The organism is Saccharopolyspora tripterygii (assembly GCF_054778355.1).
On sequence record NZ_BAAGZP010000008.1, the window covers coordinates 163,606 to 186,616 of the forward strand.

General features: G+C 70.4%; 22 protein-coding genes. 10 read left to right on the top strand and 12 right to left on the bottom strand.

Annotated elements, in window-relative coordinates; translation table 11 throughout:
* Positions 1-36: 36 nt before the first annotated feature.
* On the top strand, positions 37-231 hold the full coding sequence (locus tag ACYVF3_RS06180) for a PspC domain-containing protein (RefSeq protein ID WP_461153224.1): 195 nt from the start codon (positions 37-39) through the stop codon (positions 229-231).
* Here the strand turns inward: ACYVF3_RS06180 and ACYVF3_RS06185 are convergent.
* Genes ACYVF3_RS06185 through ACYVF3_RS06200 form a run of 4 tightly spaced genes read right to left on the bottom strand, consistent with a single transcriptional unit; the run spans position 195 to position 3,827 of the window.
* Positions 195-860: a hypothetical protein gene (locus ACYVF3_RS06185; protein ID WP_461153225.1), complete on the bottom strand. Its 666-nt coding sequence runs from the start codon at positions 858-860 to the stop codon at positions 195-197. The two genes, ACYVF3_RS06180 and ACYVF3_RS06185, sit on opposite strands and share 37 nt — an antisense overlap.
* Positions 857-1,705, bottom strand: coding sequence for an ABC transporter ATP-binding protein (locus tag ACYVF3_RS06190; protein WP_461153226.1), 849 nt, complete (start codon positions 1,703-1,705; stop codon positions 857-859). The genes ACYVF3_RS06185 and ACYVF3_RS06190 overlap by 4 nt, the downstream gene beginning before the upstream one ends.
* On the bottom strand, positions 1,702-3,126 hold the full coding sequence (locus tag ACYVF3_RS06195) for a M20/M25/M40 family metallo-hydrolase (protein ID WP_461153809.1): 1,425 nt from the start codon (positions 3,124-3,126) through the stop codon (positions 1,702-1,704). Before ACYVF3_RS06195 ends, ACYVF3_RS06190 begins: the two co-directional genes overlap by 4 nt.
* Positions 3,127-3,182: 56 nt before the next feature.
* Positions 3,183-3,827 carry a GOLPH3/VPS74 family protein gene (locus tag ACYVF3_RS06200; protein ID WP_461153227.1) on the bottom strand — a complete coding sequence of 215 codons (645 nt, stop codon included), beginning with the start codon at positions 3,825-3,827 and terminating at the stop codon, positions 3,183-3,185.
* Positions 3,828-4,292: 465 nt separating this feature from the next.
* On the opposite strand from ACYVF3_RS06200, the gene pdhA reads away from it, so the two are divergent.
* Genes pdhA through ACYVF3_RS06215 form a run of 3 tightly spaced genes read left to right on the top strand, consistent with a single transcriptional unit; the run spans position 4,293 to position 7,907 of the window.
* On the top strand, positions 4,293-5,534 hold the full coding sequence (pdhA, locus tag ACYVF3_RS06205; protein WP_461153228.1) for a pyruvate dehydrogenase (acetyl-transferring) E1 component subunit alpha: 1,242 nt from the start codon (positions 4,293-4,295) through the stop codon (positions 5,532-5,534).
* Entirely contained in the window at positions 5,534-6,550 is a 1,017-nt protein-coding gene (locus tag ACYVF3_RS06210) for an alpha-ketoacid dehydrogenase subunit beta (protein WP_461153229.1), read from the top strand. Before pdhA ends, ACYVF3_RS06210 begins: the two co-directional genes overlap by 1 nt.
* 13 nt (positions 6,551-6,563) lie before the next feature.
* On the top strand, positions 6,564-7,907 hold the full coding sequence (locus ACYVF3_RS06215) for a dihydrolipoamide acetyltransferase family protein (RefSeq protein WP_461153230.1): 1,344 nt from the start codon (positions 6,564-6,566) through the stop codon (positions 7,905-7,907).
* A 40-nt stretch (positions 7,908-7,947) separates the two neighbouring features.
* On the opposite strand, the gene ACYVF3_RS06220 is transcribed toward ACYVF3_RS06215, so the two are convergent.
* The 3 genes from ACYVF3_RS06220 to ACYVF3_RS06230 all read right to left on the bottom strand — a co-directional run bounded on the left by ACYVF3_RS06220 (position 7,948) and on the right by ACYVF3_RS06230 (position 9,818).
* Positions 7,948-8,418, bottom strand: a complete 471-nt coding sequence (locus tag ACYVF3_RS06220; RefSeq protein WP_461153231.1) for a pyridoxamine 5'-phosphate oxidase family protein — start codon at positions 8,416-8,418, stop codon at positions 7,948-7,950.
* Positions 8,419-8,521: 103 nt separating this feature from the next.
* Positions 8,522-8,797: a hypothetical protein gene (locus ACYVF3_RS06225; protein ID WP_461153232.1), complete on the bottom strand. Its 276-nt coding sequence runs from the start codon at positions 8,795-8,797 to the stop codon at positions 8,522-8,524.
* Between the two features lie 469 nt (positions 8,798-9,266).
* Positions 9,267-9,818, bottom strand: a complete 552-nt coding sequence (locus ACYVF3_RS06230) for an SCP2 sterol-binding domain-containing protein (protein ID WP_461153233.1) — start codon at positions 9,816-9,818, stop codon at positions 9,267-9,269.
* 120 nt (positions 9,819-9,938) lie between these two features.
* Here ACYVF3_RS06230 and ACYVF3_RS06235 point away from each other — a divergent pair, with 120 nt between their 5' ends.
* The gene (locus ACYVF3_RS06235) at positions 9,939-10,625 is read left to right on the top strand and encodes a TetR/AcrR family transcriptional regulator (protein WP_461153234.1); all 687 of its coding nucleotides are present in this window, start codon (positions 9,939-9,941) and stop codon (positions 10,623-10,625) included.
* A gap of 73 nt (positions 10,626-10,698) precedes the next feature.
* On the opposite strand, the gene ACYVF3_RS06240 is transcribed toward ACYVF3_RS06235, so the two are convergent.
* Positions 10,699-11,535 carry a MaoC/PaaZ C-terminal domain-containing protein gene (locus ACYVF3_RS06240; RefSeq protein ID WP_461153235.1) on the bottom strand — a complete coding sequence of 279 codons (837 nt, stop codon included), beginning with the start codon at positions 11,533-11,535 and terminating at the stop codon, positions 10,699-10,701.
* A gap of 14 nt (positions 11,536-11,549) precedes the next feature.
* Entirely contained in the window at positions 11,550-12,881 is a 1,332-nt protein-coding gene (locus ACYVF3_RS06245) for a 3-oxoacyl-ACP reductase (protein ID WP_461153236.1), read from the bottom strand.
* 126 nt (positions 12,882-13,007) lie between these two features.
* Between ACYVF3_RS06245 and ACYVF3_RS06250 the strand changes: the two genes are divergently transcribed.
* A complete protein-coding gene (locus ACYVF3_RS06250; RefSeq protein ID WP_461153237.1) occupies positions 13,008-14,285 on the top strand; it encodes an acetyl-CoA C-acetyltransferase in 1,278 nt (425 codons plus the stop codon).
* 208 nt (positions 14,286-14,493) lie between these two features.
* Positions 14,494-15,684, top strand: coding sequence for an AAA family ATPase (locus tag ACYVF3_RS06255; protein WP_145740770.1), 1,191 nt, complete (start codon positions 14,494-14,496; stop codon positions 15,682-15,684).
* 407 nt (positions 15,685-16,091) lie between these two features.
* Here ACYVF3_RS06255 and ACYVF3_RS06260 read toward each other — a convergent pair whose 3' ends face one another.
* From ACYVF3_RS06260 to ACYVF3_RS06270, 3 genes are all read right to left on the bottom strand, one after another.
* Positions 16,092-17,057, bottom strand: coding sequence for a glycoside hydrolase family 26 protein (locus ACYVF3_RS06260; protein WP_461153238.1), 966 nt, complete (start codon positions 17,055-17,057; stop codon positions 16,092-16,094).
* 120 nt (positions 17,058-17,177) lie between these two features.
* On the bottom strand, positions 17,178-17,888 hold the full coding sequence (locus ACYVF3_RS06265) for a phosphotransferase (protein WP_461153239.1): 711 nt from the start codon (positions 17,886-17,888) through the stop codon (positions 17,178-17,180).
* The gene (locus ACYVF3_RS06270) at positions 17,842-19,299 is read right to left on the bottom strand and encodes an MFS transporter (RefSeq protein WP_461153240.1); all 1,458 of its coding nucleotides are present in this window, start codon (positions 19,297-19,299) and stop codon (positions 17,842-17,844) included. Before ACYVF3_RS06270 ends, ACYVF3_RS06265 begins: the two co-directional genes overlap by 47 nt.
* A gap of 76 nt (positions 19,300-19,375) precedes the next feature.
* Here ACYVF3_RS06270 and ACYVF3_RS06275 point away from each other — a divergent pair, with 76 nt between their 5' ends.
* The 3 genes from ACYVF3_RS06275 to ACYVF3_RS06285 all read left to right on the top strand — a co-directional run bounded on the left by ACYVF3_RS06275 (position 19,376) and on the right by ACYVF3_RS06285 (position 22,960).
* A complete protein-coding gene (locus tag ACYVF3_RS06275; protein WP_461153241.1) occupies positions 19,376-20,287 on the top strand; it encodes a LysR family transcriptional regulator in 912 nt (303 codons plus the stop codon).
* Positions 20,288-20,529: 242 nt separating this feature from the next.
* Positions 20,530-22,437, top strand: a complete 1,908-nt coding sequence (locus ACYVF3_RS06280) for an NHL domain-containing thioredoxin family protein (RefSeq protein WP_461153810.1) — start codon at positions 20,530-20,532, stop codon at positions 22,435-22,437.
* 202 nt (positions 22,438-22,639) lie between these two features.
* Complete coding sequence (locus tag ACYVF3_RS06285; RefSeq protein WP_145740778.1) at positions 22,640-22,960, top strand: GroES family chaperonin; 321 nt, start codon at positions 22,640-22,642, stop codon at positions 22,958-22,960.
* The last annotated feature ends 51 nt before the right edge of the window (positions 22,961-23,011 follow it).

Here is a 23,011-nt window from a genome sequence, read left to right on the forward strand (position 1 = left end):
GAGGTTCGGCGGACGCCCGGGACGCATCCTTGATGCATGACGACCTACCAGAAGACCGCCCTGCAACGTCCCCACGACCAGGCGATGATCGCCGGCGTCTGCGCCGGGCTGGCGCGGCGCTTCGACATGAAGCCGACCACGGTGCGCGTCCTGTTCCTGCTGTCCTGCCTCCTGCCCGGACCGCAGTTCGTGGTCTACCTCGTGCTCTGGGTCCTCATCCCGAAGTCCTGACGCCACGCGGTGAACGCCGTGGTCAGGACCAGCAGCAGCACTGCCGTGAGAGCGGCCTGCGCGAGCACCGCAGGGGGTGCGGTGTCGGCGCCGAGGGCGAGCAGCAGTGGGAACGCGAGGGGTACCCACTTCGCCAGCAGCGCCACCGTCAGCAGGACCACCGCCGCGACCAGGGTGTATCCGATGCGGGGGATCACCAGGGGCGAGCACGGCAGCGCCACGGCGATGCCGAAGAGTGAGCAGATCAGGTGGACGAGGACTCCCAGGGCGAGCGTGGCCGGTGGGACGTCGGCGCCGTGCGTGACGGCGCCCCAGCCCACCGCCAGCACCGCGAGCCCTGCCGAGCAGGTCAGGACGGTCAGCACCATGCTGATCAGCACGCGGGTGAACGAGCCCGCGTGCGCGACGACGATCGCGCGCTGCTCCGGGCTCGAGATCCCGGTCAGCGCGATGATCAACCACCCGGACACCAGCAGCGAGGACGCGGCCGTCACCGCGTATCCGGGGAGCGCGGGTCCTTGGTTCGCGCTGCTCATGACGGCCAGCACTCCCAGGTGGACCAGCACCGGCGGCAGGTAGCGCTGGGAGTGGCCGAGCTCGGCGAACTGGTAGCGGATCAGCGCGATCAACGGGACCTGCCCGCTGAATCCACCGCGATCACCGCGCAGCCCAGCTCGATCGCCTCCGCCAGCACGGTCTCCCGCCGGGCGAGGTCCACGTCGAGGTCCACGTTCCGGCCGTGCCGGACGCCGACCACGCCGTCGTGCGCGGCCCAGTCCACGTCCCGGCCGCCGTGCAGCACGATCCGGCACAGCGCGAGTCCCGCTTCGAGCTCGGCGAGCCGCCCGCCGGTCAGCCGGTAGGACCGGGTCGCGGTGGCGCGGACGAGGTCCGGCCGGTGATCGGTGAACACGACGGCCGCGCCATCGGCCGCCACCTCGGCGATGACCTCGGAGAGCACCGGACGCGTCTCGGCGTCCAGCCCCGACCACGGTTCGTCGAGCACGAGCAGCTCCGGGTCGGCGAGCAGCGCCTGGGCGAGCGCCACCTTCTGCGCGTTGCCCTTGGACAGGTCCCGCAGCGGTGTGTCCGGACCACCTGCCAGCGCGAACCGCGCCACCCAGCGAGCAGCCCGATCGTCGGCATCAGCGCTGGTCAGACCGCTGATCCTGCCGAGGTGCCTGAGATAGGCGCGAGCGCTCATCCGCTGCTGGGCCGGGAACCTGTCCGGCACGTGGCCGACGCGCGGCGCGGTCCGGACAGCGCCCGCGGACGGCCATGACACCCCGGCCAGGATCCGCAGCAAGGTCGACTTCCCGGTCCCGTTGGCGCCGAGGACGCCGACGACCTCACCGGGGTGGATCTCCAGGTCGACGCCGCGCAGCACCGTCCGCCTGCCGTGCCGCTTGGTCACACCGGACGCGGCCACGGCGGACCGGGCGGCGGAGACGGGCTGCGCCGCGTCGAGGGTCACCGGGTCGCGTGCGCGTCGAGGACGTAGGCGATGGCGCTGGTGATCTTCGCGGCGAAGGCGAGATCGAGGCTCTCGTCCGGGACGTGGGCGTTGCTGTCCGGGCCGAGCGCACCGGTGACCACGAACTGGGCGTCCGGGTAGGCCTCGTGCAGCAGTCCCATGAACGGGATCGAGCCGCCCAGGCCCATCGTCCGCCACTCCTCCCCGAAGATCTCCTCACCTGCGGTGTTGAGGGCGTCGGAGAGCCAGGACGCGGGGTCCGGGGCGTTCCAGCCGAGGCCGGCCTCGGAGTGCCCGAACCTGATCCGGGCGCCGTAGGGCACGTCCTCGGACAGGCGCCGCTGCACCGCTTCGAGCGCGGTCTCGGGGTCGGCGGTGGGCGGCAACCGGAAGCTCAGCTGCAGCGTCGTCGACGGCCGCAGCACGTTGCCCGCGTCGGCGGGCTTGGGCAGGCCGTCCGCGCCGATCACCGACAGCGTCGGACGCCAGAAGTTGTTCAGCGCCAGCTCGACCTCGTCCTCGTCGACCGGGCGCAGGCCCTCGGGCCACGGCACGGAGTCGCGGATCATGCCGGGGACGGCGGCGACGGCGGCCCGGGTCTCGGCGATCCGGTTCGCCGGGATGTCCACGTTGAGCTCGGGCAGCAGGATCTCGCCCGTCTCCGAGTCCTCGATGCGGTCCAGCAGCTGCCGGATGATCCGGAACGAGCTGGGCACGATGCCGCTGGCGATGCCGGAGTGCAGCCCGGAGTCGAGGACCTGCACCTCGACCTCCAGCTGCACCATTCCGCGCAGCGAGTTGGTCAGCCACATCCGCTGGTAGTCGCCCGCGCCGGAGTCCAGGCACACCACCAGCGACACGGCGCCGAGCCGGTCGCGCAGGTGCTCCAGGTAGGCGGGCAGGTCGGGGCTGCCGGATTCCTCACCGGTCTCCAGCAGCACGACGCAGCGCGCGTGCGCGCCACCGTGCGCGCGGACCGCTTCGATCGCGGTGACCGCCGCGTACCCGGCGTAGCCGTCGTCGGCGGCGCCGCGGCCGTAGAGCTTGCCGTCGCGGACCACCGGCGTCCACGGGCCCAGGCCCTCGGACCAGCCGCCGACCGGCGGCTGCTTGTCGAGGTGGCCGTAGAGCAGCACCGACTCGTCCGGTGCACCGGGCGAGCCCGGCACGTCCACCAGCAGCAGCGGGGTCCGCCCGGGGAGCCTCACGACGTCGATCTCGGCGCCGTCGATCCCGCGGCCGTCGATCCAGGCGCGCACGTGCTCGATGGCGGCGTCGAGGTATCCGGTGTTCTCCCAGTCGGCGTCGAACGACGGCGACACCGCGGGAATCCTCACCAGATCGGAGAGACTCGGCAGAATCGCCTCGTCCCACGCCTGGTCAACGGTCTTGGAAACAGCAGCTCGATCCACGGTCGCGATCCTATGCCCGGTACCCGGAGATGTCCGGGCCTCGCCGGTCGAGTGGCGGGATGCCGTCAGCCGCCCGCGGTGCCGGCGCTGGCGGTGACCGCGGCGGTCACCGCGATCACGGCCGTGGTCTGCGCGATCACGTCGCGGACGGCCGCACCCAGCTGCTCGCCCTTGCTGATCTCCTTGAGCCGCTTGCGCTCCGCCCTGTCCAGGCCGAAGTGCGCGTGCAGCCCGGTGGCGTGCACCAGCGCGGCCAGCAGCGCGAGGCGTTCGTCGAGCTCGACCTCGTTGCGCGCCGCGGCCCGGACGCGGGCGATCAGCGCGTCCCGCGTGCCGGGGTCGGGCGTGTAGGAGTCGCTGGTGAACAACAGCCACTTCTTGCGCTCGTGCTGCACGAGCCCGCGCGCGGCGAGCGCTTCGGCGTGCTGCTTGCGAGCCGGGCCCCGGCTCTGGATGTAGGTCGTCGCGGGCACGGGCTTGTTCTTCGCCCCGGCCTTGCGGCTGATCAGCGCGATTCCCTCGTCGATCCAAGGGGTGCCGCTGGGCTCGGCGTCGAGCACGCGGAGCTTCTTGTCCTCGATGCCGATGCGGCCGGCGAGCACCAGCTCGCCCAGTTCGGCGGCGCCGACGTGGTTCGAGGAGGCGTAGTACGAGCCGTTGGGCTTGTGCAGGAGCAGCACGAACTCCTCGGGCAGGCTCAAGGTGGTCATGTCAGGAGTCTGGCACCCGACCGGGCGCGAGGGCGCGGGTTCGTCGCAGCTAGTGACGTTTGTCAGGTCAACTCGTGCGCCCGCCGCTGGTCCGTTCGGGGCAGGCGTCACCGGGGTGGGTGTTGTCGTATTTGCGCAACCCGAGGACCCACCTCCCCAATATCGGTACCGCAATGGTCAGGAAGTCGTTAGTTGGGCGTCCATTAATTCGATGACCTGCGAATTCGCTTCGTCCACAGAAGAACTAACGTGATCTCACGGGAGTCGATCGCTCACCGCTGAACCGATCCACTCCCTGTGGCAGGGCTCACGGACCACGTGGTTTTCGTGCCAGGATGACGAGGAGCGATCCACCGCTCCGCTGGGCTGACCGGGTGACCCACCAGGTCTGCGGCAGGCCGGCGGGGCAAGCCGGTCACCACCGCCACAAGCGGTGGCCGTCGGCGCGAGACGAGGAGATCACACATGTCCCCCGAGAAATGGACGTCCTCTTCAGACAATCCGCCCGCGAACCCCAGCGACCTCCCTGCCGCAACCGCAGCCAAGCCCACACGGGAACAGGTGATCGCCGGTTTGCGCGCGACGAGTGAAGGCGGGGCTGACCTCGTTCAGCTCCTCACCCCAGAAGGCCAGCGGGTCCAGCACCCGGAATTCGACATCGACATCTCCCCCGAGCAGCTGCGCGGCCTGTACCGCGACATGGTGCTGGTTCGCCGCGCCGACCGGGAGGGGAACGCGCTGCAGCGCCAGGGCCAGCTCGGCATCTGGGTGCCGCTGCTCGGCCAGGAGGCCGCCCAGATCGGGGCGGGCAGGGCGCTGAAGCCCCAGGACATGGCCTTCCCGAGCTATCGGGAGCACGGCGTGGCCTGGACCCGCGGCATCGACCCCACCGAACTGCTGGGGATCTTCCGAGGGACCGACCACGGCAGCTGGGAGCCCGCGAGCACCGGGTTCCACCTGTACACGATCGTCATCGGCAACCAGTGCCTCAACGCCACCGGCTACGCCATGGGACAGCGCTTCGACGGCAAGGTCGGCGACCCCGACGGCGAGGCCACGATGGTGTTCTTCGGTGACGGGGCCACCAGCCAGGGCGACGTCCACGAGGCCATGGTGTGGTCGGCGGTCTACGACTCGCCGGTCGTCTTCTTCTGCCAGAACAACCAGTGGGCGATCTCCGAGCCCCTGGAGCGCCAGACCCGAGTACCGCTCTACCAGCGCGCCAGCGGGTACGGCTTCCCCGGGATCCGGGTGGACGGCAACGACGTGCTGGCCAGCCTCGCCGTCTCGAAGTGGGCGATGGACGAGTGCCGCAGCGGAAACGGCCCGGTGCTCATCGAGGCGTTCACCTACCGGATGGACGCCCACACCACCTCCGACGACCCGACCCGCTACCGGATGTCGGACGAGCACGAGGCCTGGAAGCTCAAGGACCCGATCGAGCGCCTGCGGGTGCACCTGATCCGCGAGCACGCCGCCGACCAGGAGTTCTTCGACTCCATCGATGCCGAGGCCGACGAGCTCGCGGCGAGGTTCCGCGAGTTCTGCTTCACCATGCCCGAACCGCCGCCGGAGCGGATGTTCTCCCAGGTCTACGCGGAGGAAACCCCGCAGATCGCCGCGCAGCGCGAGGACCACCTGCGCTACCTGGCCGGATTCGCCGACGAGACCGCCGGCGCCGACGCGATGGCAGGAGGTGCGCACTGATGGCCGCGCCCGCTCTCGAACGCCCGACCACCGCGCCGGGAACCCAGACCGTCACCATCGCCAAGGCGCTGAACATGGGCCTGCGCGCCTCGCTGGAGCGCGACCCGAAGGTCCTGATCATGGGTGAGGACGTCGGCAAGCTCGGCGGCGTCTTCCGGATCACCGACGGCCTGCAGAAGGACTTCGGCGAGCACCGGGTGCTCGACACCCCGCTGGCCGAGTCCGGGATCATCGGCACCGCGATCGGCCTGGCGATCCGCGGCTACCGGCCGGTGTGCGAGATCCAGTTCGACGGCTTCATCTTCCCCGGCTTCGACCAGATCATCAGCCAGCTCGCCAAGCTGCACTTCCGCAGCCAGGGCAAGGTCAAGGTGCCGATCGTCATCCGGGTCCCCTTCGGCGGCGGCATCGGCGCGGTCGAGCACCACTCGGAGTCGCCGGAATCGCTGTTCGCGCACATCGCGGGCCTGAAGGTGGTGTCCTGCTCGAACCCGGTGGACGCCTACTGGATGCTGCAGCAGGCCATCGAGTCCGACGACCCGGTGCTGTTCTTCGAGCCCAAGCGCCGCTACTACGAGAAGGCCGAGCTCGACACCACCATCGACCCGCTGCCGCTGCTGAGCTCCCGGGTCGTGCGCTCCGGTTCGGCGGTGACCGTCGCGGCCTACGGCCCGATGGTGCGCACCTGCCTCGACGCGGCCACAGCGGCTGCCGAGGACGGGCTGGACCTGGAGGTCGTGGACCTGCGCGCGCTGTCCCCGCTGGACCTGGGGCCGGTGTTCGAGTCGGTGCGGCGCACCGGCCGGTTGGTGCTGGTCAGCGAGGCGCCGTCGGAGTCGTCGGTGACCTCTGAGATCGCCAGCCGGGTGCAGCAGGAGTGCTTCTACTCGCTGGAGGCCCCGGTGCTGCGGGCGACCGGGTTCGACGCGCCCTACCCGCCGTCGAAGTTGGAGGAGGGCTTCCTGCCCGACCTCGACCGGGTGCTGGACGTCGTCGACCGTTCGCTGGCGTACTGAGGGGAGTTCATCGATGGCGCTCAAGAGTTTCCCCCTGCCCGACGTCGGCGAGGGGCTGACCGAGGCGGAGATCGTCGGCTGGAAGGTGCAGCCGGGTGAGAACGTCACGGTCAACCAGGTGATCGTGGAGATCGAGACGGCCAAGGCCTCCGTGGAGCTGCCCTGCCCGTGGGCGGGCACGATCCGCGAACTGCTGGTGGAGCCCGGCCAGACGGTCGAGGTCGGCACGCCGATCATCAACATCGAGATGGCCGGTGCCGCCGAGCCGGAACCGGAGCCGGACGCGAGCTCCGGCAAGATCGGCGAGGAGGCCAACGGCCGGATCGCCACGCTGGTCGGCTACGGCCCGCGGACCGCCTCGGCCAAGCGGCGTCCGCGCAAGGGCCGGCACGCGGCCACCGGCGGCACGGAGTCCAACGGCACGGCCGTGGCCACCGTCGCCGCGCCTCCGGAACCGCGGAAACCGCAGGTCCAGGAGGTCGTCGGGCAGGTCCCGCTGGCCAAGCCGCCGGTCCGGAAGCTCGCCAAGGGCCTCGGCGTGGACCTGCGCTCGCTCGCCGGCTCGGGCACGGGCGGGGTGATCACCCGCGAGGACGTGGAGTCCGCGGCCGCTCCGGCCGGGTCTCCGACCACCGCTCCGGCGGCCGTTCCGTCCGGTGACCGCGAGCGGCGGGTGCCGATCAAGGGCGTCCGGAAGGCGACCGCGCAGGCCATGGTGGAGAGCGCGTTCACCGCGCCGCACGTCACCGAGTTCCTGACGGTCGACGTCACGCCGATGATGGAGCTGCGCGAGCAGCTCAAGTCGGACCCGGCGCTGCGCGGCGTGAAGATCACGCCGCTGGCGTTCGCGGCCAAGGCCATGTGCCTGGCCGCCCGCCGGACCCCGGACGTCAACGCGACCTGGGATGAGGCGGCCGGCGAGATCGTCTACAAGGACTACGTGCACCTCGGGGTCGCGGCGGCCACGCCGCGCGGCCTGGTGGTGCCCAAGGTCCGCGACGCCGACCGGATGTCCCTGCGGGAGCTGGCCGAATCGCTGGAGCAGTTGACCAACACCGCCCGGGACGGCAAGACGGCCCCGGCGGACATGATCGGCGGCACGATCACCATCACCAACGTCGGCGTCTTCGGCGTCGACACCGGCACGCCGATCATCAACCCCGGGGAGTCCGCGATCCTCGCGTTCGGCGCGATCCGCGACATGCCCTGGGTGGTCGACGGCCAGGTGGTGCCGCGCAAGGTGTGCCAGCTGGCGCTGAGCTTCGACCACCGCGTGGTCGACGGCCAGCAGGGTTCTCAGTACCTCGCCGACGTCGGCGCGCTGCTGGCGAACCCGAGCATGGCGTTCACCTACTGAGGCACGGCGCAGGGGCGCCCCCGGATCCCGGGGGCGCCCCTCACGCGCGCTTGAAGGTTCGGACTCCCAGTTCAGGGGTCCACGAGGTGATCACCAGGTGGGTCTGGTCGTCGGCGACCTCCGTCGTGACGACCTCGGTGATCGCGCAGCGGAAGAGGTGCGCGTCGGACTGCGGCGGCTGGACCTCGGTCACCCACGCGGCCTGCTCGTCCCCGGTGACCTCGGTGGCCACGCCGGCGATCTTGACGTCGGGGTCGGCCATCGTGCCGTCACCGGGGTTGGTGTGCAGCGCGAAGCGCCCGTCCCGCTGCAGGTCGCGGGCCTTGCGGGCGCCGGGCATCGAGCCGAGGGTCAGCTCACCGCCGTACCAGGCGACCTCCGTGCCGCTGACCCGCGGCGCGCCGTCCACGCGCAGCGTCGCCAGCACGTGGTGCCTGGCCGACTCCAGCCGTGCGCGGGCCGCGGCGGCCAGCTCGGGCTCTCGATCAGCGAATTCCTGCCATCCGGTCATGCCGGTCAGAGTGGCAGAGGGCACTGACGACGGTGTCCGGACAGACGAATGGCCCGCAGCGCGATCCCCCCGGATGCGGTGCGGGCCGTTCGGCCAAGTCTGCTCAGTTCCCCTTGCGGCGGCGTCCGCCGCGGCGGGATCCGGAAGCACCGGAGCTCGAAGTGCCTGATCCCGACGCTGCGGAGCCTGCCGACACGGCGACGGGTTCCGCCGCCTCCGCCGAGGCGTCCTGCTCGGGTTCCTGGGACTTCTGCTCGTCGTACTCGCGGAGAAAGTCGAACGCGTGCTTGTCGAAGTCGTGGATGTCGATCTCCGGCAGTTCGCCGAGCTCCTTGTTGAGCTCCCGGAAGATCGGTGTCTCCACCTCTGGGGTCGTCACGTTCTTCACCGCTTCGCCCTCCCGTTCGTCATCGAAGCGTTGGCCGAGCCGAGCTCTCCCCGCGGAGCTCGTCGATGGGCCGAAGGGACCAAGCCCTTCGCTCATCGGTGGGACGCGTGCCGCCGCTCATCCTGACGCGACGACCCGCAGTTCATCCAATCGGACCAGGCTGTTGCACCCTGCCCACGCACATGGTGCAGCAACGATCACGATCCGGCTCGATGAATCGATCTCACACATCCGCCAGGGCGCATAGTGCCCTCTCCGTGCACAACATCGGTAGCCGTTGTGCAATTCCGCACCGTGTCATATGCCACTGACCTGCGGTTAACCCAGGGATCACGTTGATTCGCTTCTGGGAAGACCGCGAACGGACCGGGCTCCGCTGAAGTCGCCGAGCGCGGTCCGTTCGCCTGGGACCGGGTCGTCGTGGGGGGCTGACCGGCGACCCGGTGTCCGGTGGTGCGATTCACGCCTTCGGGATCTGGAAGAGCTTGGGCAGGTTGACCGCGAACCCGATGTCGCCCGCGAGCCTGACCCGCCGCGCCATGACCAGCTTCGGCGCTGTGGTGTTCCCCGAGGTCAGCTGCACGAAGTCGAGCGGGCTCATGGTGATCGTGACCGTCCCGGCCTCGTTCTGGGAGCCCTTGGTGACCTGGCAGCCGCGCTCGTCGAGCGCGCACTCGTAGTGCAGCAGGTCGTCGTCCTTGCCGATCCGCCAGTTCACCACCGCGTGGCGGCGCTTGGCGTTCTCCGGCTGGTAGTGCCTGCTCATGCGGCGGAAGATCTCGTCGATGATGCTCTCGCTCAGCTCGGGGCGGGAGAGCACGGCCTTGAGCTGTTCGGTCGACGCGCGCGAGATCAGTTGTGCGAAACGCTCAGCGCTGAGGGTGCTGAGGTCCAGTCCCTGCTCGGCGGCGTTGGAGGCGGCGTGCAGCATCTCGACCAGCTCGGCCTTGTCGAGACGACGGGGGTCGATCTCGGCGAGCGCGGTGATCGGGTCGATCGGGGACTGCGGCAACGCTGCCACCTCCATTGCCTACTGGGGAGTAAGACTACGGGCGAGTAGGTTGGTGGGCAAGCCTCCGGAGCCTGGCCCGTCTCCACTAGCCTGAGGCGAATTACCAGCGTATGAGGTGAGATGGAAGATCATCGGGACAGCGAGCGCCCCCGATCCCGGCGTTTGCCCAGGGCTGTGCGTGAACGGCAGATCCTCGACGCCGCCGTGGAGGTGTTCGCCAAGCACGGCTTCCACAACGCATCGATGGACGAGATCGCGGAGACGGCGAGCATCTCCAAGCCGATGCTCTACGCCTACCTCGGCGCCAAGGACGAGCTGTTCATCGCCTGCGTCCGTCGCGAGGCCACCAAGCTGGTCGAGGCCATCGGCGCCGACATCGGGACCGACCTGACCCCGGCGGACCAGCTCTGGCACCGGCTGCACATGTTCTTCTCCTACGTGCACGAGAACCAGGCGGGCTGGCAGCTGCTGCACCGCCAGGGCGATGTGCCGGGCGAGCCCTACGTCCAGGAGCTCTCCGAGTGGCGGGAGCGCGCCACCGAGCTGATCGCGGCGCTGCTCGCCGAGGCCACCACGAACCAGCCGCAGCCGATGCAGTCCGAGCAGACCGAGCCCTTCGCGGCGGCCCTGGTCGGAGCGGGTGAAGCGCTCGTCGAGTGGTGGTTCCAGCACCCCGAGTTCACCGCCGAGGGCATGGCCATGCGCCTGATGAACATGCTCTGGCTCGGCTTCGGCGAGCTCGTCGAGGGCCGCTCCTGGTTCCCGTCCGCGCCGGTGCCCCGGACCGGGGACTCCACGGGCTCCTGACCACAGCGAAGACGAAAAACCGCGGCTCTCGCACGTGGGAGAGCCGCGGTCTTCGCGTTGCGGGTGAGTCGCGTCAGGCCGTGACGGAGCCCGTGAGGTGGGGCTTCCCGGACCGGGAGTGCAGCGCGAAGTCCCAGCCGGTGCCCGCCCGGCGCATCGTGAAGTCGGCCTTCGACGGCAGCAGCAAGGGCTTGGCGAAGTCGACGTCCACGGTGAACGCGTCCGGCAGCCGCCCTTCGAGGGCCGCGAGGCAGCGGGCCTTGGACCACATGCCGTGCGCGATGGCCTTCGGGAATCCGAAGGCCTTGGCCGTCAGCGGGTGCAGGTGGATCGGGTTGCGGTCGCCGGACACCGCCGCGTACTCGCGGCCGATGTCGGCGGGGATCCGCCAGGTCCCGGAAGCGGCACCCGGTTCGATCTCGCGGCGCTCCTTCTGCGGCGCGCTCTCGTCCCGCTTGCCCACCCGCAGGTAGGTGCTGGTCTCGCGCCACACCACCTCGCCGCCCGCGCTGGTCTCGGTGACCACGTCGAACTGCTTGCCCTTCGGGTGTGGGCGCAGGTCGGCGACCCGGACCGACTGCGTCAGCACGTCGGTGACCAGCAGCGGCCGGTCCTGCTGGATCCGGTTGGCCACGTGCACCAGACCGACCAGCGGGAACGGGAACCCCTTGTCGGTCATCAGCTGGACCGACGCGGGGAACGACAGGATGTGCGGGTAGGTGATCGGCAGCTCGTCGCGCAGCCGGAACCCGCACACCCGGTTGTACTCGGCGAGCTCCACCGGGTCGACGGCGATGTCGCGCCGCACGTACTCGGTGTCGGGCAGCTCGCCGCCGCGCCGGGTCGGGCCCGTCGCGGCGGCCTTGAGGTACAGCGGCCCCAGGCTCGGAGCGGTGGAAAGCTCAGGCATGTCCTCTCCTGACCTCAGGCGCCGAGCAGGCTCTGCCCGCAGACGCGGACCACGTTGCCGTTGACGCCGGCCGAAGCGGGGTTGGCGTACCAGGCGATGGTCTCGGCGACGTCGACCGGCAGCCCGCCCTGCGACATGCTGTTCATCCGGCGGCCGGCCTCCCGCACGAACAGCGGGATCGCGGCGGTCATCTTGGTCTCGATGAAGCCGGGCGCGACCGCGTTGATGGTGGCGCCCTTCTTCGCGGCCAGCGGCGCGATGGACTGCACGTGGCCGATCACGCCCGCCTTGGACGCGGCGTAGTTGCTCTGGCCGACGTTGCCGGCGATGCCGCTCATCGACGACACGCAGATGATGCGGCCACCGGCGCGCAGCGGGGAGTCCTTGCCGAGGAGCTTGTCGTTGATCCGCTCCTGCGAGGACAGGTTCACCGCGAGCACCGAGTCCCACTGGGCCTCGCTCATCCGGCCGATCGTCTTGTCCCGGGTGATGCCCGCGTTGTGCACGACGATGTCCAGGCCGTCGTAGCGCTCGCTGAAGTGCTCGGCGATCTTGTCGGGCGCGTCGGCGGCGGTGATGTCGAGCTGCAGCGTCGAGCCGCCGATGCGGTTGGCGACCTCGCTGAGCTCGCCGCCCTGCGCGGGCACGTCCAGGCACACCACGTGCGCGCCGTCGCGGGCCAGGGTCTCGGCGATGGCCGCGCCGATGCCGCGGGACGCACCGGTGACCAGCGCGATCTTGTCCTGCAGCGGGCGGTCCTGGGCGATCTCCGGCACGTCGCCCTTGCCGATGCGGATGACCTGGCCGGACACGTAGGCGGACTTGCCGGACAGCAGGAAGCGCAGCGTGGAGTCGGTGGCCTTCTCGGCACCGTCGGCGACGTAGACCAGCTGGGCGGTCGCGCCGCGCTTGAGCTCCTTGCCCGCCGTGCGGGTGAAGCCCTCCAGCGCCCGCTGGGCGGTCGCGGCGCGCGGGTCGGACAGGCTCTCCGGCTGGGTGCCCAGCACGATCAGCCGACCGCTGCGGTCGATCTGCCGGATCGCGGGCGCGAAGAAGTCGTAGAGCGCCCGCAGGCCCTCGCTGGAGGTGATGCCGGTGGCGTCGAAGACCAGCGCGCCGTAGCGGTCGGCGTCGGCGCGCTCCTTGCGGACGTCGGCGCCGACCTCCTGCAACGTCGCGTTCAGCGAGTCGGCGAGCCGGCCCGAACCGCCGAGCAGCACCGGCCCGGTGATCAGCGGCTCGCCGGGCTTGAAGCGGCGCAGCGGGGTCGGGTCGGGCAGCCCCAGCTTCTTGACGAACTGGCGCCCGAACGCGGACTGGGTGAACTGCTGGTATCGATCGGACATCTTCAGATTCTCCCGAGGAGGCGGTTCATGAGGGTTCGGACACGAAGTCGCACGGTCACTCGACGGCTAACCTACCCACGGGTAGGTTAGATTGGCCAGGAACGAACCAGCAACGAGGGAGTAGTCATGGCCACCGTTCGGCGAGTCGCGATCCTCGGCGGCAATCGGATCCCGTTCGCGCGATCCGGCGGCCCCTTCGCTCGCGCATCCAACCAAGACATGCTGACCGCAGCGCTCGACGGACTCGTCGCCCGCTTCGGTCTCTCGGACAAGACGGTAGACGAGTTCGTCGCAGGCGCAGTGCTCAAGCACAGCCGCGACTTCAACCTCGCGCGCGAGACCGTGCTGGGTTCCAAGCTCGACCCGCGGACCCCCGCCCACGACGTGCAGATGGCCTGCGCGACCGGGCTCGAAGCGATCACCTCCATCGCCAACAAGATCGCCCTCGGGCAGATCGAGGTCGGCATCGGCGGCGGCGTCGACTCCGCCAGCGACGCGCCCATCGCGGTCAACGATGACTTCCGCCGGGTGCTGCTCAAGGCCAACCACGCCAAGAGCACCGGGGCCAAGATCAAGGCGCTGGCCGGCGCTCGTCCGCAGCACGTGGTGCCGGAGATCCCGCAGAACTCCGAGCCGCGCACCGGGCTGTCCATGGGCGAGCACGCCGCCAAGACGGCTCTGGCCTGGGAGATCACCCGGGAAGCGCAGGACGAGCTGGCCGCGCGCAGCCACCACCGGCTCGCCGCCGCCTACGACCGCGGCTTCTTCGACGACCTGCTCACCTCGTTCCAGGGCGTGGCCAAGGACCAGAACCTGCGCCCGGGCAGCTCTGTGGAGAAGCTCGCGAAGCTCCAGCCGGTCTTCGGCAAGGGCGAGGGCGCCACGATGACCGCGGGCAACTCGACCCCGCTGACCGACGGTGCCTCCACGGTGCTGCTGGCCAGCGAGGAGTGGGCCAAGGCCAACAACATCCCGGTGCTCGCCTACCTGTCGGACGTCGCGCCCGCCGCCGTCGACCACGTCAGCGGTGACGAGGGCCTGCTCATGGCCCCCGCCTACGCGGTGCCGAAGCTGCTGGACCGCAACAAGCTGCAGCTGGGCGACTTCGACTACTACGAGATCCACGAGGCGTTCGCCTCGCAGGTGCTCTCGACGCTGAAGGCCTGGGAGGACCCGGACTTCTGCAAGAACCGCCTGGGCCGGGACAAGGTCCTGGGCTCGATCGACACCGAGAAGCTCAACGTCAACGGCTCCTCGCTGGCCGCGGGCCACCCGTTCGCCGCGACCGGCGGCCGCATCGTGGCCACCCTCGCCAAGATCCTTTCGGAGAAGGGCAAGGGCAAGGGCCTGATCTCGATCTGCGCCGCAGGCGGTCAGGGCCTCACCGCGATCGTCGAGCGCTGACGCGCGGTCTGATTCGAAAGCCCCGGTGCCCCCGTCACCGGGGCTTTCGCATGCGCATCGCGCCGTATCTTCCTATCTAGCTGTATCGCTATACAGCGGGATACACCGCGAGCAAACAGGATCGCGGCATCGGCGGAGGCGAAACGCCCTACCGGAATCTCGCCAAGTATCGAATCTGAGCTAGAAACGCGGATACAGTCCGACGGTTATGGACCCGGTTCGCAACCCCTTCGCCCCCGGCGCCGGACAGCGACCGCCCGAGCTGGCCGGACGCACCCGCGAACTGGACGCCTTCGAGGTCGTGCTGGAACGCGTCTCCCGAGGTCGTCCGGAACGGAGCCTGGTGCTGACCGGACTGCGCGGCGTCGGCAAGACGGTACTGCTCGGCGAGCTGCGCTCGATGGCGGTCCGGCGCGGCTGGGGCGCGGGCAAGGTCGAGGCGCGCCCGGAAGCGGGCCTGCGCCGGCCGCTGTCCGCCGCCCTGCACCGCGCGATCCGCGACCTGGCGGTCCGCCACCGCGCGCCGGACCGGGTCGAGGAGGTCCTGGCCGTGCTGAAGGCCTTCGCCCTGAAGGCCAACCCGAACGACGCGAAGCTCCGCGACCGCTGGCAACCGGGCATCGACGTGCCCGCGGCCGTGGGGCGAGCCGACTCCGGCGACATCGAGATCGACCTCGTCGAGCTGTTCACCGAGGTCGCGGACCTGGCGGCCGATGTCGGGACCGGCATCGCGCTGCTGCTCGACGAGATGCAGGACGTGCAGGCCGAGGACGTCTCCGCGCTGTGCGCCGCGTGCCACGAGCTCTCCCAGTCGGGTGCGCCGCTGGTCGTCGTCGGCGCGGGCCTGCCGCACGTGCCCGCGGTCCTGTCGGCCAGCAAGTCCTACTCGGAGCGGTTGTTCCGCTACGTCCGGATCGACCGGCTGGACCGCTCCGACGCCGACCGCGCGGTGATCGCCCCGATAGAGCGGGAGGAAGCCGAGATCACCCCGGCCGCCCTCGACACGCTGTTCACGGTGTCCGGCGGTTACCCGTACTTCGTGCAGGCCTACGGGAAGGCGACCTGGGACGCGGCCGTGCGCACCGAGATCGCCGAGGAGGACGTCCGGCTCGCCGCCCCGGAAGCCGAGTCGGAGCTGGCGGTCGGGTTCTTCGGGTCGCGCTACGAACGAGCGACGCCCGCCGAGCGCGAGTACCTGCGCGCGATGGCCGAGCTCGTCGAGGGCAAGGACGAACCGGCGCCCACGGCCAGGATCGCGGAGTACCTGGAGCGACGTCCGTCCTCGTTGTCGCCCGCACGGGACGCGCTGATCAAGAAGGGGCTCGTCTACTCCGGCGAGCGAGGCCAGATCGCGTTCACGGTCCCCCACTTCGGCCGCTACCTCCTCACCCAGGACTAGGCCGAGGGCAGTTTTGGTCCGAATTGTCCGGGCGAAACGGACATTGATCATGGGCAATTCGGACCAAAACTGCCCACGGGTGAGGCGCCCCCACTCTTCATCGAGGAATCTAGAGCTGTATTTCCCTGGCCCTATATTTCGGAATACGGGGTTAGGGGTCCCGTGATCGGCACCCCGCGTGCGGGTGTGGTCGCGCGGGGTCGCCAGCACGGGTGATGTGAAGTGACCTGAAACACACCAACCGTCATGTGTAACGAACTCAGGGTGGGTGTCGATATTCATGATGACCCCGCGGTGCTGTCGGACCCCCGACCTGGCAGCATCGCGGGGCTTTCCAATTTCCGGGGCCGTTCGCGCCCCGCTCCCGCCGTCGCGGCCGGGGTCCGAAACCGCTGATCAGGACCCGATCAACCCTGCATCTCATCGAGGACGAGGACCCGGTCGTCCCAGTAGGTCCGCTGGATCTCCGCAGGATCGTTCTGGTCGAGGTACTCGGCCCAGAGCATGAAGTACGACCACTCCGGCTGGGCGTCGAGGAGCTCGGGCGCCGGGACCCTGCCCACCTCGCCCAACGCGATCGGTCGGCCGGCCGCGACCTGCTTCATCGCGTCGTAGTCGGCCTGGGACGGCGCGGCCTTCTCCCAGACGTCGATGCTGGCGACGTCGACCTGGTCGTCGCTGGGCCAGTAGTCGTGCAGCCCGGCGATGCTGGAGTCCTTGACGTTCCAGTTCCACACCAGGTTCGTCAGCCCCTGCTGGTCGAGGTGCTCGTGGGTGATCCGATACAGCGCCGCGCTGCCGTCGGGGCCCGGGCGCCCGCCCCACCAGGACCAGCCGTCGTTGATCTCGTGCAGCGGCCGCCACAGCACCCGCACCCCGGCGTCCTGGAGTTGCCGCAGGTAGGGCACCGCTTCGTCGATTCGTGCCCGCCAAGCGCGGTTGAGCTCGGTGCCGTCGGTGATCAGCTGCGCCCACTGCTCGTCGGACAGCTCGCTCATCACGCCGTCCTCCCAGCCGCACGACGATCCCTGAGTGGGAGGGCAGACGTGCCAGGTCAGGGTCACGAGGGCGCCGTTGTTCCACTGGTTGATGGCCTCGTCGACGAGGTTCTGGCGCTGCTGCACGTCGGACTCGGCGAACAGGAAGTCGCCGCCCCACAGGCCCGGGTAGTCCCCGGTGATGTCGTGGATCTTCTGCGTCCACCGCGTCGGGTCCGACAGCGGTTCCTTGTTGTGCTGACCGGAGAGCACGTTGTTGCCGGAGATCGACTTCAGGAACTCCAGCGGATCAGCGGGAGGTGCGGCGTGGGCCGGTGCTGAGAAGGCCGTCAGGCATGCGGTGGATGCGAGCAGGGCGAGGGCACGACGGCGCATGGCGCCTCCTGATCGTCTCGGAGGACCAGGAGTCTTCGGAACGCGCGCACCTCTGGGAACACCGGTGACGGGTATTCGCCGAGCGCTGCTCCGATCGCCGCGCCGGGAGGATCACCGGGCTCAGCCGCTCAGACCACCGGTGAAGGGCGTGGCCCGCCACTGCTCGATCGCCGGCTTCACCGCATCGGCCAGCATCGGGAGCTGAGGCACGAGCGCCAAGCACGCCACCGACCGCAGCTCGCCGATGGCGTTGACGAACCGCAGCACCCGCTCGTCCAGCCCGCGCAGGCCGAGCGAGCGGGCGCGGGCGTCGTAGGACGCCTCGCACTCCGGGCCGAAGGCCGCCAGGTCCCACTCGACCGGACCGACCGTGACCAGCTCGAAGTCGGCGTAGAGCTCGCCGTTCGGGGTGGGCACGATGTTGAACGGCGCGGCGTCGCCGTGCACCGGCTGCAGGTCGATCTGGAACTCCGCCTCGAACGCCTCGCGCGAGGTCACCAGCGGTTCCAGCACCCGCCACTGCTGCCGTGCCCGGTCGAGGTCGGCCGGATCCAGCAGGTCGGGCCTGGCTTCGAGGTCGTCGAGGGAGTCGGTGATCATCTGCGGTTCGGCCGCCGAGAGGAACGGCAGCTCACCCGGGTAGTCGCGCAGCGCCCGGTGCAGGTCGGCGACCAGGCCCGCGTTGCGCACGTAGTCGGGTTCGACGTCCTCGACGATCTCGGTGAACTGCCAGAAGGTCATCGAGAACCCGTCGCGCTGGACGGGTTCCCCGGGGACCAGCGGGCTAGGAGGGATCACCGGATGTCCCTGCTCGGCCAGCCACGTCACCACGTCGAGCTCGTTGCGCTGCCTCGCGGCTTGAGCTGCGAGTTCGTTGCACCGGGGCAGGACCACCGGCACTCGCACCACCACCGGTGCCGGGGCGAGGTGAACGACGACCGAGAACAGGTCGTGCAGCACGCGGGGCTCGGCCACGTCGAGACCCAGCTCCCGGCCCGCGGCCACCGCCGCGTTCAGAGCTCGTGAAGTGCGTTCGCCGTCGTTCGTCGCCATTGCGCTGATGTTGCCGTGCCGGAACGTCCGGTGCGACCGATTTTCCGCACATCGAGGTCAGCAGCACGAGCGCGGCGGCAGCGGTCGCGACCCACGAGGTCGCCGTGGCGAGCTCGTGCCCGAGGCTGATGAACCCGACCGCGATCGCGGGGCAGCCGGCCCCGAGGTAGAAGGCGAGGTAGAGCGCTCCGGTGATCGAGCCGCGCTGGGCCGGTGGTGCCGCCGCCTCCACGGCGGCGGTGGCTCCTCCGTAGGCCAGCCCGTTGCCGGCACCGGCCGTGATGGCGGCGATCAGCGTGACCCATGCCGAGTCCCCGCTGGTCAGGGCCACCATCACGAGTCCAGCGAACAGGGCTGCGAGCCCGAGGCGCTGCGCCCGCAGCGGGCCGAGACGGCTCACCAGCGGCTGGGTCAGCAGCGAGCAGATCAGGACCGCGCCGAGCACGCAGCCCGACAGCGCCAGGTCGGTGTGTCCCGCGCGGTCGAGCAGCGCCGGGATCAGCGCGAGGAACAGGCCGACCACGGTCCAGGCGAGGAAACCGGTCGCGGCGGAGAAGCCGAACACCGCCCGCATCCCGGCCGGGATCCCGGGCGGGGTGAGCCGCCACCGGCCGGCCCGCGCGGCGGGCCTGGGCAGGGACGACGCGAGGAACCAGCCGTAGCCCAGCGCGACCAGGTGCAGGACGTAGGGCAGCGTGAACGGCGCCGGCGCGTGCTGGGCGAGGACGCCGCCCACGACGGGCCCGGCCGCGGTGCCCGCGACGAACGCGGTGCCTGCCAGCAGCGGGCCGCGCTCCCGCGCGTTCGCGGTGATCAGCACGGTCGCGGCGCTGGTGGCCGCGCCCAGCGCGATGCCCTGAGCCGCGCGCCCCGCCACCAGCCAAACCGGGCCGGAGGCGAGCGCGAAGCAGAGCGAGGCGATGGCACCCGCCACCAGGCTGACGCGCAGCACCCCGCGCGGGCCCACGACGTCGGTGGCCGGTCCGATGAGCAGCAGAGCGGGTGCGCTGACCAGCGCGAACGTCGCGTAGATCAGCGTCATGGACAGGTCGCTGAAGCCGAACGCGTGCTGGTAGCCGGGCAGCAGCGGGCTCGGGAGGTAAGCGCCGACGGTGAGCAGGACGAGGACGTACAGACCGGTGTGCAGCGAGCGGGAGCGGACGGGGGTCGGCGGGGGCGCTGTGGGCATCACGGGGCCCAGCGTGCCGATCGGGAACGCTGAGGAAAATCAAACGTTTCTCATGATCACCGTGCAAAATGGTCGCATGATCGACCCTCGGCTCAAGGTGCTGCAGATGGTGTCGCACCACGGGACCGTCACCGCCGCTGCAGCGGCCCTGAACTACACGCCGTCGGCGGTGTCGTACCAGCTGAGGCAGCTCGCCGATGAGCTCGGAACGGAGCTGATCGTCCAATCCGGGCGCGGCATCAAGCTCACCGCCGCGGCCCGGACCGTGCTGCGCCACGCGGAGGTGCTGCACGCCCAGGTGGAGCGCGCCTACGCCGAGCTCGCGGCGACCACCGACGAGCTCAGCGGGTCGTTCACGCTGTGCGGGTTCTCGACCGCCGCCACCCGCCTGCTGCCGCCTGCCGCGTCGGCACTGCGGGAGCACTACCCGCACGCTCGGGTCCGGGTGATCGAGGCGGAACCGGAGCGCTGCTTCGACCTGCTGCTCTCCGGCGATGCCGATCTGGCGCTGGTGGTCAACACGGCCGGTCTGCCGCCGTCCGCCGATGAGCGCTTCGAGCAGCGGCAGCTCGTCGACGACCCGCTGGACCTGGTGGTGCCCGTCGGGCATCGGCTGGCCGACCGCTCCCGGGTGAGGCTGGCGGACCTGGCCGACGAGCAGTGGATCGTCGGACGCCCGGACAGCAGCTACCACCAGCTGATGCGCGCGGCCTGCATGTCCGCCGGCTTCAGCCCGAACATCGCCCATTACGCCGACGAGTGGGAGACCGGAACGGCGCTGGTCGCGCACCACTTCGGCGTCATCCTGGTCTCCCGGCTCGCGCGGCTGCACGACTGGCCCGTCGTCCGCATCCCGCTGCACGGCGAACCGGCCCCGGCACGCCGGATCCTCGCCGCCACCCGTCTCGGCGGCAGCACCCACCCGATGACCAGAACAGCCCTGACCACCATCACCACCACGGCCAGAACCCTCCTCCCCCCGCCCTGATTCCCCTCGGCAGACCCCACCCCCGCCGAACCCAATCCCGCCGACCTGGCACCCCGCCAATGCGGCACTCGCGTTGGGCGTGGTGGGTGCGTCGTCCGATCGGGGAGACATTTTCCAGTTTTAGTCCTAACTAGGCGGACAAAACGGTCATGATCATGGCTCGGTTTGGACTAAAACTGGGAAATGCCCTGGTCTCGGGACCGCAGGTCGCGTGGCGCCCGGAGCGGGCTGCCGGGTGCGTGATGTTCGGCTCGATCGGGTGGGGCTGGGAACAGCACGCGCGGCCGGTGTTGTTGACTCCCGATGTGACTGAGCAGCAGAAACGTCGAGGTCGGGTGCGGGCCGCCGAGCTCGTGGGACGGCAGTGGTTGAACACCGGAGGCGCCGAGCTCCGGCTCGCCGACTTCCGCGGCAAGGTCGTGGTCCTCGACTTCTGGACCTTCTGCTGCATCAACTGCCTGCACGTGATCGACGAGCTCCGCCCGCTGGAAGCCGAGTTCGCCGAGGAGGTCGTGACCGTCGGCGTGCACTCGCCGAAGTTCGAGCACGAAGCCGATCCGGACGCGCTGATCGCGGCCGTCGAGCGCTACGCCGTGCACCACCCGGTGCTCGACGATCCCGAGCTGACCACCTGGCAGAACTACGCCGTGAAGGCGTGGCCGACCCTCGTCGTGATCGACCCCGAGGGCTACGTCGTGCACGTCGCCGCAGGTGAGGGGCATGTCGAGGCCTTGCGCAGCGTGATCTCCGAGGTCGTCGCCGAGCACGACGCCAAGGGGACGCTGCACCGCGGCGACGGCCCGTACGTGCCGCCGCCCGCGCCCGCGACGACGCTGCGCTTCCCGGGCAAGGTGATAGCGCTCGGCAGCGGGAACCTGCTGGTCTCGGACTCGGCGAACCACTCGCTCGTGGAGTTCGAGGCCGACGGCGAGACCGTCGTGCGGCGCATCGGCACCGGTGAGCGCGGGCGAGCCGACGGCGTCGAGCCGACGTTAGCCGAGCCCGCCGGGCTCGCGGCGCTGCCCGCCGAGGTGGCCGCGGAGGTCGGCTACGACGTGGTCGTCGCCGACACCGTGAACCACCTGCTGCGCGGACTGCGGCTCTCCGACGGCGAGGTGACGACTCTGGCGGGCACCGGTGAGCAGTGGCGGGACGGTTCCGACGGCGGGTCCGCTCTGGAGACGCCGCTGACCAGCCCGTGGGACGTCGCGTGGTGGGAGCCCGCGGGCGGCGTGGTGATCGCGATGGCCGGGAACCACACCCTCGGTCTGTTCGACCCGCGCACCGGCGAGGTCCGCCGCTTCGCGGGCACCACGGTGGAAGGACTGCGCGACGGTCCCGCTGAGGAGGCCTTCTTCGCGCAGCCCTCGGGCCTCGCCGACGGCGGCGAGAAGCTGTGGCTGGCCGACTCGGAGACCTCGGCGCTGCGCTGGGTGGAGGCCTCCGGCGACGGGTTCGCGATCCGCACGGCCGTGGGCACCGGCCTGTTCGACTTCGGGCACGCCGATGGACCGGCGGGCGAGGCGCTGCTCCAGCACCCGCTCGGCGTCACCGTGCTGCCGGACGGATCGGTCGCGGTCTGCGACACCTACAACGGCGCGATCCGCCGCTACGAACCTGATGCCGACGAGGTGTCCACACTGGCCACGGACGTCTCGGAACCGTCCGGCGCGACCGTTGTCGACGGCGAGCTGGTGGTTGTGGCCTCCGCCGCGCACCGGCTGGAGCGCCCGGTGCCGCCCGGCCTGGCGGCGAAGCTGATCGACGGTGCGTCGCAGCAGGTCAAGCGGCCGGCCACCGAGATCGGTTCGGGTGAGGTGGAGCTGGCGGTGGTGTTCACGCCGCCGCCCGGCACCAAGCTCGACGAGCGCTACGGACCCTCCACCCGGTTGGAGATCACCTCGACGCCCGAGGACCTGCTGGTCGAAGGCGGGGGCGTGGGCACCGACCTGACTCGTCGCCTGGTACTGGCCGAGGGCGTGGAGCACGGCGTCCTGCACGTGGTCGCCCAGGCCGCGAGCTGCGACGACGACGATGAGGTCGAGCACCCCGCGTGCCGGCTCACCCGGCAGGACTGGGGCGTGCCGATCACGCTCTCGCCGGGCGGGCCTGGTCGGCTGCCGCTGGTGATGGGTGGTCTGGACGCCTGACCAGCGCGGCGGGTGAATTGAGACCGTTCTGGTACCCGCCCCAAAACCCCAGGTCGTGAGCGTGCGGAAGGGGCCGGTCCCGCCAGGGGTCGGCCCCTTCGACGCGGGTTGCCCTGCGCGATCGCGAATTGCGTGGTCAACGCGGTGTTTCGAGGGGCCCCTGGTCCCCGGGTCACCCGGTGGGGGCACGTAAACTCTTCGGGTGACCGATGCCAAGCTCGAAATCCAGATGCTGCACGACAGGGTCATGGTGCGCATCGCCGCCGAGTCCGGGGAACGCCGAAGCAGCGGCGGGATCGTGATTCCGGCGACCGCGCAGATGGCCAAGCGGCTGATCTGGGGAGAGGTCTTCGGCGTGGGAAGTCACGTGCGGACCGTCAAGGTCGGTGACCAGGTCCTGTTCAACCCCGATGAGCAGTACGAGGTCGAGGTCCAGGGCCAGGCCTACTTGGTGATGCGGGAGCGGGATCTGCACGCCGTGGCCACGGAGCAGACCGAGCAGGGCACGGGCCTGTACCTGTAGTCGGCGCCCCCTGGCCGGGCTCCCGGCGAGAGCGGGCGAGCACTTCTCAAC

Excerpts from the sequence above, each read along its gene's own strand:
- ACYVF3_RS06270 (WP_461153240.1), bottom strand. The coding sequence starts at position 19,299 with ATGCCCACAGCGCCCCCGCCGACCCCCGTCCGCTCCCGCTCGCTGCAC.
- ACYVF3_RS06220 (WP_461153231.1), bottom strand. The coding sequence starts at position 8,418 with ATGACCGGATGGCAGGAATTCGCTGATCGAGAGCCCGAGCTGGCCGCC.
- ACYVF3_RS06240 (WP_461153235.1), bottom strand. The coding sequence starts at position 11,535 with ATGCCTGAGCTTTCCACCGCTCCGAGCCTGGGGCCGCTGTACCTCAAG.
- ACYVF3_RS06260 (WP_461153238.1), bottom strand. The coding sequence starts at position 17,057 with ATGCGCCGTCGTGCCCTCGCCCTGCTCGCATCCACCGCATGCCTGACG.
- ACYVF3_RS06245 (WP_461153236.1), bottom strand. The coding sequence starts at position 12,881 with ATGTCCGATCGATACCAGCAGTTCACCCAGTCCGCGTTCGGGCGCCAG.
- ACYVF3_RS06250 (WP_461153237.1), top strand. The coding sequence starts at position 13,008 with ATGGCCACCGTTCGGCGAGTCGCGATCCTCGGCGGCAATCGGATCCCG.
- ACYVF3_RS06255 (WP_145740770.1), top strand. The coding sequence starts at position 14,494 with ATGGACCCGGTTCGCAACCCCTTCGCCCCCGGCGCCGGACAGCGACCG.
- ACYVF3_RS06235 (WP_461153234.1), top strand. The coding sequence starts at position 9,939 with ATGGAAGATCATCGGGACAGCGAGCGCCCCCGATCCCGGCGTTTGCCC.
- ACYVF3_RS06275 (WP_461153241.1), top strand. The coding sequence starts at position 19,376 with ATGATCGACCCTCGGCTCAAGGTGCTGCAGATGGTGTCGCACCACGGG.
- ACYVF3_RS06280 (WP_461153810.1), top strand. The coding sequence starts at position 20,530 with ATGTTCGGCTCGATCGGGTGGGGCTGGGAACAGCACGCGCGGCCGGTG.
- ACYVF3_RS06180 (WP_461153224.1), top strand. The coding sequence starts at position 37 with ATGACGACCTACCAGAAGACCGCCCTGCAACGTCCCCACGACCAGGCG.
- ACYVF3_RS06215 (WP_461153230.1), top strand. The coding sequence starts at position 6,564 with ATGGCGCTCAAGAGTTTCCCCCTGCCCGACGTCGGCGAGGGGCTGACC.
- pdhA (WP_461153228.1), top strand. The coding sequence starts at position 4,293 with ATGTCCCCCGAGAAATGGACGTCCTCTTCAGACAATCCGCCCGCGAAC.
- ACYVF3_RS06200 (WP_461153227.1), bottom strand. The coding sequence starts at position 3,827 with ATGACCACCTTGAGCCTGCCCGAGGAGTTCGTGCTGCTCCTGCACAAG.
- ACYVF3_RS06210 (WP_461153229.1), top strand. The coding sequence starts at position 5,534 with ATGGCCGCGCCCGCTCTCGAACGCCCGACCACCGCGCCGGGAACCCAG.